Raw genomic sequence first — 14,173 nt, forward strand, 5'->3', positions numbered from 1 at the left:
CCCCGCGGTGCACTCAGCCACACTGGCCCGGTCGGTGCGGCTGTTCCGCGCGTTCCGCAACGAGCAGACCGACCGGGACACCTTCTACCGTGTGCTGGCCGCCGACTCCGCCGACCAGGTCGCGGTGCACGTGCCGCTGGCGGGCAGTCTGCTGCTCGACGTCGGCGGCGGCCCCGGCTACTTCTCCGACGCGTTCCGCGCCAGGGGCGCCACCTACGTCGGCATCGACCCCGACGTCGGCGAGTTGTCCGCACGCGGCGCGCCGGGCCAGAACATGCTGCGCGCCAACGGAACACGGCTTCCCGTGCGCACCGGGTCGGTGGATGTCTGCTACTCGTCCAACGTGCTGGAGCACGTGTCGCAACCGGACGTGATGCTCGCGGAGATGGTGCGGGTGACCAGACCCGGCGGCATCGTGTTCGTGTCGTTCACGCCGTGGTGGTCGCCGTGGGGCGGGCACGAAACCTCGCCGTGGCACTACCTTGGCGGGCACTACGCGGCCCGCCGGTACACCGGGCGGCACGGCCACGAACCCAAGAACCGTTACGGCACCAGCCTTTTCGCGTACTCGGTCGGTGCCGCGCTGCGGTGGGCGGCCGCGTGCGAGGACGCCACGCTCGTTCGTGCCTTCCCGCGCTACCACCCGTGGTGGGCCACCTGGGTGGTGCGTGTCCCGGGCCTGCGGGAACTGCTGTCGTGGAACGCGGTTCTCGTCCTGCGCCGAGGACGGGGACGCCGTGGTGGCGCCCCCGTCCTCTGTGGTCGGGCCGGGATCACACCGGTTCCGTCACCCTCGTCGGTGCCGGTGCGGTCGAGTTCTGCCGTCCCCGGCCGCCGATGGCCAGCAGGACGATCGACAGCACGATGAGCAGTCCGCCCACGATCCACAGGATCACCGGCAGCACGGTCATGACCCACAGACTGGCGAGGTTCTCCTCGGCCGCCTCGACGTTCGCGGTGACCGTCTCCTCGGTGAGGGTGAGCTCGCCGTCGAACACCGTCGTGGCCTGGCCGTCGGCGCGCAGTTCCTGCTTGCCGTCCTCGCCGCCCGCGATGACCGCGCCGGTGACCGGTTCGACGTAGAGCGTCCTGGTCGCCTCGTAGTACAGCCCGGCCCGCACCGTCGGCACGTCCGGCTGCCCGACCAGCGAGCCGGGCACGTCCCGTTCCTCGACCAGCGTCGGCGGGATGTCCTGCACGAACTTGTACGTCGGCAGGCCGCGGATCTCCTGCTCGCCGCTGTACCGGATCGGCAGCGCCTCCTTCAGGGTGGTGTCGTACCAGCGGTAGTCACGCTGTTCGGTGTCGAACGGGAACTTGAAGTTCAGGCCCGGCTGCTGCAGCGTGCCGCGCTCGCCAACGATCCGCTCACCGGCGACGTCCTCGTAGAACTGGTTCTCGCACGGCATCACGGCCTCCCCGCTGTGCCGGTCGAGGCACAGCGAGCGGAGACTGCCGTTGACCGTGAGCCCGTCCACGTCGTCGACGACCTCCGACGCCTCGACCCACACGGTGACGTCGCCGTCCTCGGTGACCTCCTCGGCCCGCAGGTTGCCGGTGACCTTGGTGGTGGAGGTGAGGCTGAGGTTCTCCCGGATCTCCGGCATGGCCGAGTCACCGTTGGGGACGTACACCAGTGCGGTGATGCCCACACCGTGCCCCACCGACGTTTCGTCGACGTTGTGCGGGATCTTGGCGAGCTGGGGGTGGGCGTACAGGCGGAGCAACAGGCCGGCGGCCACCGCGAACACCCCCAGCCCGAGGATGATGAAGGTGACGTAGCGACGCAAGGGTTTCTCCTCTGACGGTCACGACCGCGAATGCGGCCGGTCATGGGTGTCGGCCGGGATGGCTCGACCCAGCAGGCGTTCGGTCGCGCTCGCGGCGCGGACGGTCACGTGCCGCGCACCGGCGGCACGGAGTTCGTCGAGCAACTCGGCGGGGGCGCACTGCTCGACGAGCAGCGCGGGCTCGTCGGAGGGGGTGAACTCGGCGACGGTGGCCTCCGGCATGCCGGGAAGCCAGCCGCCGCGCACACCTTCGCGGGCGTGCCGCTCCGCCACCTCGGCGAACCGGGCGCCGGTGGCGGCCCAGTCGAACCGCGCCGCCCAGTCCCGGCAGTGCTCGGCTGTGCGCGCGGCGGCCACCGGGTCGGCGAGGTCGGCGAGCACCCGGCGCAGGGCGTCGGCGACCGGTGCGCCGGGCGGCAGGTGCCACCCCGTCGCACCGTGTCGCACGGAGTCCCGCAGCCCCGGCACGTCCCGGCACAGCGTCGGCACGCCGTGCGCCGCGGCCTCCAGCACCGCGAGCCCCCAGCCCTCCCCGTCGGACAGGGTGACGTTGAGCCACGCTCGGCCGAGCAGCGCGGACTTCTCCGCCTCGGAGACCCGGCCGTGCACGACGACGGCGGCACCGAGCGGCGCCGCCCGTGCCAGCAACGCGGCGTGCTCGGGGCCGCCGCCGATCACGTGCAGCCGCAGGTCCGGCAGTTGTGGCAGCAGCCGCGCCACGGCGTCGACGAGCCGGTCCACCCGCTTCTGCGGCACCAGCCGCCCGAGGCAGACCACGGTGGGCGCCGGGTCCCTCGGTGGCAGACCGGGCGGCGCGGTGGTGTTGCCGTTGGGCACGACGTGCACGGGACCGCGCCAGCCGAGCCGAAGGCGCATCGCGTCCACTGTGGACGGGGAGACGGCGACGGTCGTCGCGTTCCGGTACACGCGGCGGGCGACCGGGCCCTCCAGCAGGCGGCCGAGCGCGGCGAGCCAGGCGGGGAAGTGCACACCGAACTGGTCGGTGTGCACGTGGTGCACCACCTGTACGACCCTGGCGCCGCCCACGGCGAGCGGTGTGAAGAACGGGATGCCGTTCTGGCAGTCCACGACCATGCCGACCCGCCGCCTGCGCAGCAGCAACCACAGCAGCGCCAACGGGTACACGGTCCACCGGCCGCCCCTGCGGCGCACGGTCACCGGGCCGTCGGTGTCCCGGCGGCGCTGTCCGGCGTCGCGTGCGGTCAGGTAGGTGACGTCGTGGCCGCGGGCGGCCATGGCGTGCGCGATCCCGGCCGCGTAGGTCTCGGCCCCGCCCGCCTGCCGGTGTCCGAGGTCCCGCCAGTTCACCACGACGACGCGCACTACGCGGCCTCCGGCACGAGCAGCGGGGCCGGGCGGGTCTCCGCGTCGAGGACGGCGCGGATCCGGTGCAGGTCGGTGAAGCTGCGGAGGCCGTGCCGCAGCGGGTCGAACGTCGAACCGGCCACGTCGATCCACCGCACGGGCAGCTCCTCGATGACCGCGCCGAGCCGCTGGGCCCTGGCGAGCACCTCGACGTCGAAGGTGAAACCCGTCGTGCGCAGCGGTTCGAAGGCCGCCACCGCGAGGTCGTGGGTGAAGAACTTGAAGCCGCACTGGGTGTCGCCGACCCCGGGCACCAGCGAGCGGACGGCGCGGCGGAACGCCAACGCGCCCAGCTGCCGCAGCACGCTGTGCCTGGCCCGCACCTGCGAGCCGGGGTGGGCGCGCGACCCGAGCACGACGTCCGCGCCGTGCCGCAGCCGGTGCAGCACGGCCGGCAGTGCGTCGATGCTGGCGGCCAGGTCCGCGTCGCAGAAACCGACGAACCTGCCGTGCGCGGCGAGCACACCAGCGCGCACGGCGGCGCCCTTGCCCCGGTCCGGGCAGTGCAGCAGCCGGACGGGGAACCGTTGGTCGCGCAGGACGTCCACGGTGCGGTCGGTGCTGCCGTTGTCCACCACGATGACCTCGGCGGCCGTGTCGCGCAGAGCGAGCCCCAGTCCGACGAGGCTGCCGGGCAGGCGCCGTTCCTCGTTGTAGACAGGCACCACCACGGACAGCTCCACACCCGCACGGCGCATCAACGAGCCTCCAACGCTGAGACACAGGTCACACGGGCCTGAAGGCGCTCACCGTAGATCAGCGGGTGCCCGCGCACGACGCGCACGGGAAAGCCGGACCCGGGTTTGCCGGTGTGAGGCCTAGTCCGTGCGACCGCCTGGGCTAACGGAGGTGCCTGTCACCGGCTCACCGGCACAACCAACATTGTCCGCGCGCACAACGGGCCGGTCAGCCGCTGAGCCGGACGCTCTCCACCGCGAGGTACAGCTCGGCGATGCCTCTCGGGTCGCTCAGGTCGCGGCCGGTGAGCTCGTGGACCCGCCGGATGCGGTACCGGACGGTGTTGGGGTGCACGAAAAGCCGTTCGGCGGCGTCGCGGGCCGAACCGTGCTCGGTGAACCACGCCTGCAGGGTGGCGAGGAGGACGTCGCGTTCCGCGGCGGGCAGGGCGAGCAGGTCGGCGAGCACGTCTCGTGCCAGCTCCCGCGCGAGGTTGGGTGCGCCCGCGACGAGTGTGCTGACCGGCCGTTCGCCGAACCCGATGACGCCGGTCTCCCCCGGCGCGAGGCATGCGCGCGCGATGCGGGCCCTGCCGAGCGCGGCGGGCACCAGCGGCAGCCCGGCGACCGGCGGGCTGACACCGACGGCGGAATCGGTGGCCGCCAGCGCCTTGCGCAGTGCGCGCAGGTCGGCGGAGCGCCCGACGGCGACCACCCCCACCTCGCCGTCGGGCAGCCGCCGCCACACCGAGCGCAGGTCGCCGAACTCCGCGACCCGCGACAGCCCGTGTGCCGCGGCCGAGTCGCCGTACACCACGACGAACGGTCCCGCTGTCGGGAGCCGCAACACCCGCGCGGCGTCCTCGAACTCCTCCGGTTTGGTGAACCGGCCCGCCAGCAGGCTGTCGACGACCGCGAGCCGTGCCTTCTCGTCGTACCGCGCGGACTCCGTCGCGACCTCGGTGTAGGCGTCGGCGATCACGTCCGAGCACGCGTCGATGATCTGCCAGATCATGGCGTTGACCGGGATCAGCTGTTCTGGCGTGAGCACCCGGGGCGGCGCGACGCGGTCGATGATGCCCTCGTAGGCGAACGTGCCGGCGAGCCGGAACGCCCGTAGGACCGCGGAAAGCGGGATGCCGAGCCGGGCCTGTGCGCGGCCGGTCTTGCGCACCGTCTCCAGGTCGACCGCGCGGGCCTCGACGAACGCGTCGAACGCGCGGCCGAGGTTGACCTCGCACACCTTGCGCAGCTCCCTGGGCGCCGAGGCGTCGAGCCTGCGGTAGAACTCGTCCTTCTCGCCGAGGAGGCTGGCCAGCTGGTCGGCGAGCTCTGGCAGCCGGTGCAGCTGTCCGCGCACGATCTCGACCAGCTCGGCGGGCAGTGGCAACGGCGGCACCGGTGACACCGTCGTCGTTGGGGCGACCATCCGAGCAAGTTAGCCCGCCGGGCAGCCGCCGCGACCCGTGACGCCGTCTGGACCGATGTAGAGAACGCGCAGCGAGCGCGTAGTCAGCCGCCGGTCACCGGCGGGTCGGCGGGCACGACGCACGTCGCGATCTTCCGGATCCGGCTCGTCTGACCGGTCCGCACACCGGGCCGCCGTGCCAGGATGGCCCGGTGCGTGGTGATCGCCTCAGGTGGTGGCGGGTGCCGGTCGTGGTCGCGGTGCTGCTCGGGCTGGGTGGTGTGGTCGCCTGGCAGGTCAACGACGCGCTCGGGTTGTCCGTGCGGGACGTCGACGTGCCCGTGGAGAACCTGACCGCCGCGCCGCCGCGGGCCGCGGTTCCGCCACCCGCCGTGACGGGCATCGTGGTGCCCGCGGACGCGCGGGTGCGCAGGGCCGCAGGGGAAGTGGCGGACGCGTTCGCGGCACGTGGTGTGCCTGCGCCCGCGATCGGTGCCGCGGCGACTGGTCCCGCGCTGCGGGTGCGGGTCGAACCGGGTTTCGCCGGTGGGCCGCAGGCCTACCGGATCGACCGGGCCGGTGCGGGCATGGACGTCGTCGCCGGGACCGTCGCCGGCGCGGCGGCGGGGTTGTACACGATCGCCGACCGCGTCCGTTCCGGCGCGGCGGTCGAGGCCGACGGCCGGGTCGTCGCGCCCCGGCTCGGGCTGCGGCTGACCGATCTCGGTGGCGTCGGCCTGCCCGAGGACCCGGCCCGCTACCGCACCGGCGACTACTCGCTGAACTCCGACGTCGTCGGCGACGCGATCCTGCCGGGCGCGCCGTACGTGGACGCGGCGGCGGTGGACCGGATCGCCGCACAGTTCCGCGCGCACGTGGACCATTCGCTGGCGCTGGGCTACAACGCGGTCGTCATCCCCGGGTTCCTGGAGTACGTCACGTTCCGCGGTCTTGACGTGTACCCCGACGGCGACCCGCACGTCGCGCGGGCCGAGGCGATGACGGCCGCGTTCGGGCCGGTCTGGCGGTACGCCGCCGACATGGGCATGCGCGTGTACCTGTCCACCGACATGCTCGCCCTGTCCCCGCCGCTGCGCTCCTATCTGGAACGCACGGTCGGCGGCCTCGACACCGAGGACGCGCGGCTGTGGCGGATCTACCAGGCAGGTCTCACCGAGCTGTTCGACCGGCTGCCCTTCGCGGCCGGGCTCATGGTCCGCATCGGTGAGGGCGGCGCCGTCTACCAGCTGCCCGGCTGGGACTACACCTCGCAGATCGCCGTCACCACACCCGCTGCCGTGCAGGCGATGCTGCGCGCGTTCCTCGCGGTGGCGGACAGGACCGGCACGGAGGTCGTGTTCCGCAGCTGGAGCGTGGGCATCGGCGCCGTCGGGCGGTTGCACACCAGCCGCGACGCCTACCTGGAGGTGCTCGGGGGCCTGCGCGACGACCGGCTCATCGTGTCCACGAAGTACTCGCTCGGCGACTTCTACAGCCACCTGCCGCTCAACGACACGCTGTTGGTCGGCGAGCACCGGCGGATCGTGGAGTTCCAGTCGCGCAGGGAGTTCGAGGGTCTCGGCGCGCTGCCCAACGACCTCGGGGTGCTGCACCAGCAGGCGCTGCGCCGGTTCCTGGCCGGCAACCCGCACGTCGAAGGCGTGTGGACGTGGGCGCAGGGCGGCGGGCCGCTGCTGGCGGGCCCGCGCAGCCTGACGTTGCGGGCCGGGTTCTGGGAGCTGTACGACCTCAACACCTATGTCACCGGGCGGCTCGCGCGGGACCCGGACCTCGACCCGGCGCAGGCGACCGCCGACTGGGCGCGGCGCACGTTCTCCGACGACCCGGCCACGGTCGCGGCGATCGGGAAGGCGATGGCGTTGTCCAGGGACGCGGTCACCACCGGGCTCTACATCGGGCCGTACGCGGAGAAGGGTGTGCGGGCGCTGGGGCTCGAACCGCCGCCGATGATGTGGATCTTCGAGTGGGACATCCTGACCGGCGACAGCGCCGCGCTCGGCACGATCTACGCGGTCGGGCGGGACCGGGTCGACGAGGCCGTCCGCGAGGGCGACGACGCGGTCCGCGACGCACGCCGGATGCGGGACCTGGTGGCGGGCACGGACCCGGCGACGTGGCGGGATCCGGTGGCGCGCAAGCGGTTCCTCGACACGCTGGACTACCAGGTCGACCTGTTCACCACGCTGGGTGCCTACCGGACCACGGTGCTGCGGCACGTGCAGTGGCTCGACACCGGTTCGGCCGCCGCCGCCGCGGCGTGGCACGCCGCGGCGGACCGCTACGCGCTGGCGAGCGCGGAGCACGTGCGCCGGTACGGCGCCGACCTCGACCTGCCCGCGTTCAACCTGACCGCCGCCGGACTGGGGCTCGAACGCGCGGCCCGGGACGAGCCGATGGCGTGGCTGGCACGCGGCCTGCTCGCCGCGGTCGGCGCCACGCTCGCGGTCGGCGCGTTGTGGCGCCGGCCGGTCGCGGTGCGCGCGCTGTGGCTCGGCGCCACCCGCCCGTGGCGGCTCGGCGACGCCGGTCTCGAGCCGGCGCGGGCGGACCGGGTGCTGGTGCTGGCGATCCCGGCCGTCGCGATCGTGGCGAGCCGCGCGGTGCTCACGTGGTTCGCCGCGCCCGCGCACCTGGTGCTCGTGCTCGGCGCGTGGGTGCTGTTCGGTGTCGTGCTGGCGCTGCTGGTCCGCCCGGCCGACCCGTTCGTCGTGGCGGCCGCGGTCGGCGGGCTCGCGCTGCTGCGCACGGTCCTGCTGCTGGCCGCGCTCGCGGTGCGCGGGCCCGGCCACTACTGGTTCGACTTCTGGACCGACCCGGTGGCGAGGAGCGCGTACGTGACGGTCGCGTTCGCGGCGTTCCTCGGTGTGTTCGTGGTCGCCCACGTCGCGCTCCGCACCGGTATGGGCGGGCGGGCGGCGACCGGGCGGGTGCTGGTCGCCGCGGGCACGCCGCCGCTGGTGCTCGGCGGGCTGGTCGCGGTCATCGGGCTCGAACGTGCGCTGACGCTGTGGAACGACCAGCTCGCGCTCCTGCCGTGGGGGCTGTCCAGGATTCTGGGCATCACCGTGCACCTGGGGATCCCCGCAGAGCTGCCGCTGGTGGTGGCCGGTGCGGGTGCCGCTCTGGTGCTGGCCGGGACGCTCATCCGCTTCCGAAGCACACCAGCGGTGTCATCGGTGCCGTGAGCGCGGCGTCGGCCAGCGCCCGCGCCGGGGCTACCCCGTCGGCCAGGCCGCGGTGGTAGGCGGTCATGACGCCGACCGCCTCCGCGTCGTCCATGCGTGCCACGCTCGACACGACGGTCCGCGTCCCGCTGTACAGCAGTGCCGCGGTGAAGCCGAGGATCTCGTCGCCTGCCCGCACGACCACCTTCCCCACGTCGCAGGACGCGAGGATCACGTGCTCCGGCGCGGCGCCGAGCCGGTGGATGTCGTAGGCCATCAGCGGGCCGTCGGCGAGGTCGAGCCGGGAGAACAGCACGCTGTCCTGTTCGTGGTGGCCGTGTGCGGCGAAGTGCGCGACCGCGCACCCGTCGAGTGCCTTCATCGTCGACTCGACGGTGGCGTCCGCACCGGACAGCGTTTCGCTGTCCGGGTGGATGAGGGCCAGCTGCTCGACCTCGTCCTCGGCGTGCCGGAGGTTCGGGCCCGCCACCAGGAGCGTGCCGGCGGCCGTGCGTGGCGCTTTCCTGCCCGACAGCCAGACCGTCGCCGACGGCGACACCGTCACCGGGCGGCCACGCAGGTCCGGCAGCAGCCCCCACGGCACCCCGGAGAGCGGGCCGGTGGGCACGACGACGAGGTCGGCGTCACGCAGGTGCCTGCGCATCGGGGCGATGAGGTGCTCGGTCAGCACGTCGAGCTGGTGGCGGGCCGAGGCGCGGACCGCGGTGTCGAGCGCGGCGGGCAGCGCGCGGCCGGACAGGACGTCCAGGTCGCCGCGCAGCCTGGTGGCGGTCTCGGTGGCTGTCGGCAGGTCGCCGAGCTCGACGATCCTGGTCGTGCGGTCGGTGACCAGCAGCGCGTTGATCCGGGTGCCGACGACGAACAAGCTCGCCAGTGCGGCGCCTGCGGCGCGGAGTTCGGCGCGGACCTCGGCCAGCGAGGCCTGCGCGTGGTGTTCGCCGGTGCCGCTGGCCCGCCAGCTGTGCGCGCGGATCTGGCGTTCCAGCTCCGCGCAGCGGCGGGCCGCCGCCGGGTCGCGCTGGCCCTCCAGCTCGCTTGCCCGCGCCACGCGGGACCGCTGCCGCAGCTCGGCGAGCGCGTCCGCGGTGACCGGGTCGTCGAGCGGGTGCACCGCGCGGGAGCGGAACGCCTGGGCCCGCGAGTGTTCGAGCCAGCGGAACACCGTCGCGGGCCTGCCGTCGGCCAGCGCGGCGTCGAGCCCGGCCCTGGCCAGTTCCGCGCCGAGCGCGGCGACCCCGGTCTGCAGGTCGATGCTGCCGAAGAGGCCGCGGTGCGCGGCGAGCCGGCTCAGGCCCGCCCGCGCGTGCCGGAAGGTCGCGGTGTGGTCGCCGCGCGCCGCCGCGATCCGCGCCCGGACGACGTGCCGTTGCAGCCGGGTGTCCAGTGTGGATCGGCGGCTTGGCTGGGCGCGGACCCGCCGGCCGGCTTCGTCGATCTCGCCCCTGCGCAGGTGCGCGCGGGCGGCCAGCAACTCGGCGGCCTCCGCGTCGTTGTGCAGCCCCAGCTCGCGGAGCGCGACGGCGAGCACGGCCGCTGTCGCGGCGACCTTGGCCGAGCCGCGGCCGGCTGCGAACTCGGCGCGCAGTCTCGTGAGCGTGGCGACCGCCGCCCACGCCTCGTTGCGCCTGCGGCGGAAGCGGCGTCCGGCCTGGCCCGCCCACCGTCGTGCGGTGTCGTGGTCGCCGACCGCCAGCGCGATCTGCGCGCGGGTCAGCTCGGCCTCGGCGTGTTCCTGGTTCATGCCGAGCCCGGCGAACCGGGGCAGTGCGGCGTCGAGCACACCCGCCGCGTCCGCGCCGAGGCCCGCGGCGAGCATCGCCCGCGCCTTCTCGACGGCGAGCACGACGAGCATGCCGTCCGCGTCCGCCGCGTATCCCTGCTCGGCCTGGTCGAAGGCCCGCAGTGCGCCGGGGATGTCACCGGCGAGCAGCAGGCAGGATCCCCTGCCGTGGAAGGACTTCGCGAGCTGGACGGTCATGCCGAGCTCGCGGCTGATCTCCTCGCTGCGGGCCAGGTCGGCGAGGGCGGGCCGCACCTGGCCCGCGATCTGGTGGATGAACGCCCTGTTCAGCAGTGTCCTGGCGAGCGCGACCCGCTCACCGGCGCGTTCCAGCAGCGGCACGGCCGCGTCGAAACCGCGGACCGCGTCGTCGACGCGGCCGATCATGGTCAGCAGCAGACCGCGTTGGAGCAGCAGGACACCACGGTTGTTCTCGGTGATCAGCGTGTCCATGCTGTCCAGCAGCGCGAAGCCCCGGTCGCTGCTGCCGCGCGCGACCTCGGCGGCCGCGAGCGTGCCGAGGAGGCGGAACGTCAGCTCGCGGTGCGCCTGCCACACACCGACGGCGCCCGGCCAGCCGAGCAGCCGCAGACCTGCCCGCAGCGACCGGGCACCGAGCAGCGGGCGGCCGCGGTTGAGCGCCTCGAGACCGCGGGCGTGCAGCTCGCGCGCGCGAACACCACGGGCCTCGTCACGGGACACCAGGCCAGTATCGGGGCCCTCCGGCCGTCGGAACAGTGGTTTGTGGCCTTCGCGCCGATGTCCCCCGCGTCTTTCAGGGCATGGCGTCCGCGTCCGCGGGGTGGCTGGTGCCGGTCACAGCTCGATCGTGGGTGTGATGACCCGGTGGGTGCTCCCCGGGTCGTGCACGACGAGCCGGACCGTGCCCGATGGCACGCCGTCGAGGGAGAACCGGCCGGTGTCGTCGGACTCGGTGGACAGCTGCCTTGCCGGGCAGCGCACCTCGACCTGGCGGCACGCGGCCGGCGTGAGCCAGCCGTCGATCCTCGTGGTGCCGTCGGCGCCCCGTTCGAGCGTGATCATGATCGTGAGGCTGTCGCCCTGGAACGTGACGAGCCGGGTGAACTCGTCGGAGCGGGCGGCCACCAGCGACGACAGCTCCACCAGCCGGGAGAGCTCCGCGTCGACGTCGTCCAGCTCGATCGCGAACCGGACGCGGTCGGCGAGGCCGGGTGGCACCGGGTCGGCGGCTTCCAGCAGCGCCGACACGGCGGCCAGCAGGGCGGCGTCGTCCTCGGGCAGCGCGGCGTCCCGGTCATCGGTGCGGTCCTGGCTCACCGCCGGTCCCCCGTCCTGCCCGACAGCTGTGACCGGCGCACCTTGGTGGGTAACAGTGCGTCGACCTCCTCCCGGATCGTGGTGTTCACCTGGTCAGCACCCCGGGCACGAGGCCACGGCGCGGCGGGCCCGTTCCCGCATCGCTTCCTGGCTGACACGGCCCATCCGCAGGTCCGGGTCGGTGTCGGCCTGCTCGATGAGCCGGTTGGCGAGCGCGGCCGCGGCGTGCGGTCCCGCGAACGACGTGCCGTGCCACATCGCGAACCCGCTGGTGAAGTCGTCCGGGTCCAGTGACTCGCGGTCCAGCTCGCGGATCGCGTTGGCGGGTCCGGTGCTGCCGCGCAGCGTCGGGAACGTGCTCACGACGGCCGCTCCGGTCGCCCACGCGTGCACCCACGGCGCCTGGTTGCTGAAGAACGCCTTGGTGCCGTTGGGGTTGAGCGCGCCGACGCTGAGCACCGGCTGCCCGCCACCCGCGGGCGGGGTGACGGCGAGCGCGGCCGGGAAGAACGGCCGTGTCGTGGCGTCGTTGCCGGCCGCGGCCACGACCAGCACGCCAAGGTCGCTCAGTTCGCCGAGCAGGCGGGCGAACTCGGTGGTCTCGGCCTCGTCCTCGATGGTCTCGCAGTAGTAGCCGATCGAGATCGACAGGATGTCGATCATGTCGGCGGGGTTGCCGCCGGGGGCCTGGGCGGCCCGGACCTGCTCGACGAGCCGTTCCAGCGCGGCCAGCACGTCGCTTTCGTAGGCGACACCGTCCCCGGCCATCACCCTGGCGACCCCGACCTCGGAGTCCGGCGCGACCTGCCGGACGATGCCTGCGATGAACGTGCCGTGGCCGACGTGCCGGTCCAGTTCGCCGGTCAGCGGGTTGGCCGCGACGTCCTCGTCCCAGTAGTCCTCGATGACCCGCGCGCCGGTGCCCGCCTCCCGGCTGCTCGCGGTGATGGCGTCCTGCACCTCCTTGAGCACGCGGATGAACCCGCCGGGCGGGAACCCCGTGTCGCGGTCGGTCGTGCCGAACCACTCGTGTGCGGAGATGCCGGTGTCCAGCACCGCGATCACGGGCCTGCGGTCGAACCCGCTGCCCGCGACCAGGGGCCGTGCCCTCGGCGGGCGCACGGACATGCTGACCGGCACCGGGCCGCCACGCGCGGACCGCAGGTAGGAGTCCCGGCCGTACAGTCCGTGGGAGTCCCATGGCGCGGGGTCGATGCCGTGGGAGTCCCACGGTGCCGGGTCGAGCCCGAGGAACAGCAGGTGCTCCAGCGCGACCTGTTCCCCGGTGGCCTTCTCCCGCAGGTGCTCCAGCGCGTACCAGGCGTCGACCCGTGCGGGCTTGCCCGGGTCACGGGCCTCGAGCCGCACCACCGGCGGCCGGTGCCCGGACTCCGCCGGGTCGGCCCCGGCGAGTTTCAGGTTGATGTCCGCGAGGGACTGCTCGACCACTTCCCGGTCCACTGTGGGCGGGACCCGCAGGACGTCGGCGCGGTAGGCCGTGCCCGACGGCGCCGTCGCGGTACGCGACATCCGCGCACCGTGTCTGGCCAGCAGCTTCCCCGGCACGGCAGGCACCTCGCTGCCGAGCCCTTCGTCGCTTGTGTCGCGACGGATGTAGAAGTGCATCGAGACCTCCCCGCCTCCTGGCACACAGGTTCGTCCTCACAGCAGTGCGCGAAAACGCCCCGGAAATACACTTCGGACATTACGAGTCGATAACGACGCCGTGCAATCGAACAGATGGATCATCGCGGTACGACGACCCGGACCCCGCCGTCGAGCAGTGAGAACCGTGCCGGGTCGAGCACGCGGAGGTCGCCGTCCACGTTGAACTCGGTGCCCCGCGGCACCACCACCTCGATCTCCCCGCCGCGGTGGTGTGGCACGTCCTCCTGCTGTGTGAGCATGCCGCGGCGCATGCGGTAGCCGTGCCGCACGAGCGCGAACCGTGATCCGGCAGGCACGACCGCGACGTCGAGGCGGCCGTCGTCGTGGCGGGTGCCGCCGATGTTGGACCCGCCCCCGAACGCCCCGCTGACCGCCACCACGACCTGCCACGCGTCCCCGTCGAACACCGACTCGCCGTCGACGAGCACACGGCACGGGGTGTGCGACGCGGTGAGTCCGGCCCGGACCGCGCCGAACGCGTACGCGAGCGCCCCGAGCCTGGCCTTGTGCGGTGTGGCGAGCCTGCTGGCGACCGCGGACAGCCCGGCGGCCGCGGCGTTGACGAACGGGCGCTCGCCGACGAGCCCGATCTCCCTCGGTTCGGTCCGCGCGGCCGGGTCGGCGGCGAGGGGGCACGCCGTTTCGAGGTCGGTTGGCAGGCCGAGTGCGTTGGCGAAGTCGTTGGCGGTGCCGGTGGCCAGCACCGCGAGCGGCACGCCCGCGCGTGCCGCCGCCATGGCCGCGACCCCGATCGACCCGTCCCCGCCCGCGACGACGACCCGTTCGGTCCCGGCCGGCAGCGGCGCGTCGAGCTGGTCGAGGCCCATCGGCTCGACCTCGGCGCCGGCGCCGGCGAGCAGTTGCCGGATCCGGTCGGCGTCGGTGCGCCCGCTGCCGGAGCGCCGGTTGGCCACGAGGACGATGCGCATCCGCGCATTCTGCCCGCCGGACCGCCCGGT

General features: G+C 73.7%; 10 protein-coding genes. 2 read left to right on the forward strand and 8 right to left on the reverse strand.

What is annotated here, in order from left to right; genetic code table 11:
* Window positions 1-7 precede the first annotated feature (7 nt).
* The gene (locus ACFPCV_RS00630) at window positions 8-868 is read left to right on the forward strand and encodes a class I SAM-dependent methyltransferase (protein ID WP_378053283.1); all 861 of its coding nucleotides are present in this window, start codon (window positions 8-10) and stop codon (window positions 866-868) included.
* Here the strand turns inward: ACFPCV_RS00630 and pgfA are convergent.
* The 4 genes from pgfA to ACFPCV_RS00650 all read right to left on the reverse strand — a co-directional run bounded on the left by pgfA (window position 774) and on the right by ACFPCV_RS00650 (window position 5,282).
* Window positions 774-1,790 carry a cell envelope lipid trafficking protein PgfA gene (pgfA, locus tag ACFPCV_RS00635; RefSeq protein ID WP_378053285.1) on the reverse strand — a complete coding sequence of 339 codons (1,017 nt, stop codon included), beginning with the start codon at window positions 1,788-1,790 and terminating at the stop codon, window positions 774-776. The two genes, ACFPCV_RS00630 and pgfA, sit on opposite strands and share 95 nt — an antisense overlap.
* 18 nt (window positions 1,791-1,808) lie before the next feature.
* Window positions 1,809-3,134, reverse strand: a complete 1,326-nt coding sequence (locus ACFPCV_RS00640; RefSeq protein WP_378053286.1) for a glycosyltransferase family 4 protein — start codon at window positions 3,132-3,134, stop codon at window positions 1,809-1,811.
* The gene (locus ACFPCV_RS00645) at window positions 3,134-3,874 is read right to left on the reverse strand and encodes a dolichyl-phosphate beta-glucosyltransferase (protein ID WP_378053288.1); all 741 of its coding nucleotides are present in this window, start codon (window positions 3,872-3,874) and stop codon (window positions 3,134-3,136) included. Before ACFPCV_RS00645 ends, ACFPCV_RS00640 begins: the two co-directional genes overlap by 1 nt.
* A 208-nt stretch (window positions 3,875-4,082) precedes the next feature.
* Window positions 4,083-5,282, reverse strand: a complete 1,200-nt coding sequence (locus tag ACFPCV_RS00650) for a PucR family transcriptional regulator (protein WP_378053290.1) — start codon at window positions 5,280-5,282, stop codon at window positions 4,083-4,085.
* Between the two features lie 191 nt (window positions 5,283-5,473).
* Here ACFPCV_RS00650 and ACFPCV_RS00655 point away from each other — a divergent pair, with 191 nt between their 5' ends.
* Window positions 5,474-8,467, forward strand: coding sequence for a hypothetical protein (locus ACFPCV_RS00655; protein WP_378053292.1), 2,994 nt, complete (start codon window positions 5,474-5,476; stop codon window positions 8,465-8,467).
* Here ACFPCV_RS00655 and ACFPCV_RS00660 read toward each other — a convergent pair.
* The 4 genes from ACFPCV_RS00660 to ACFPCV_RS00675 all read right to left on the reverse strand — a co-directional run bounded on the left by ACFPCV_RS00660 (window position 8,424) and on the right by ACFPCV_RS00675 (window position 14,143).
* On the reverse strand, window positions 8,424-10,949 hold the full coding sequence (locus ACFPCV_RS00660) for a CHAT domain-containing protein (protein ID WP_378053294.1): 2,526 nt from the start codon (window positions 10,947-10,949) through the stop codon (window positions 8,424-8,426). The genes ACFPCV_RS00655 and ACFPCV_RS00660 overlap by 44 nt on opposite strands.
* A gap of 114 nt (window positions 10,950-11,063) precedes the next feature.
* Complete coding sequence (locus tag ACFPCV_RS00665) at window positions 11,064-11,546, reverse strand: hypothetical protein (RefSeq protein WP_378053296.1); 483 nt, start codon at window positions 11,544-11,546, stop codon at window positions 11,064-11,066.
* Window positions 11,547-11,639: 93 nt separating this feature from the next.
* Window positions 11,640-13,172, reverse strand: coding sequence for a S8 family peptidase (locus ACFPCV_RS00670; RefSeq protein WP_378053298.1), 1,533 nt, complete (start codon window positions 13,170-13,172; stop codon window positions 11,640-11,642).
* A gap of 119 nt (window positions 13,173-13,291) precedes the next feature.
* Complete coding sequence (locus ACFPCV_RS00675; protein WP_378053300.1) at window positions 13,292-14,143, reverse strand: diacylglycerol/lipid kinase family protein; 852 nt, start codon at window positions 14,141-14,143, stop codon at window positions 13,292-13,294.
* Window positions 14,144-14,173: the final 30 nt, after the last annotated feature.

The sequence above is a fragment of the Actinophytocola glycyrrhizae genome, assembly GCF_042653545.1.
Lineage (GTDB): Bacteria > Actinomycetota > Actinomycetes > Mycobacteriales > Pseudonocardiaceae > Actinophytocola > Actinophytocola glycyrrhizae.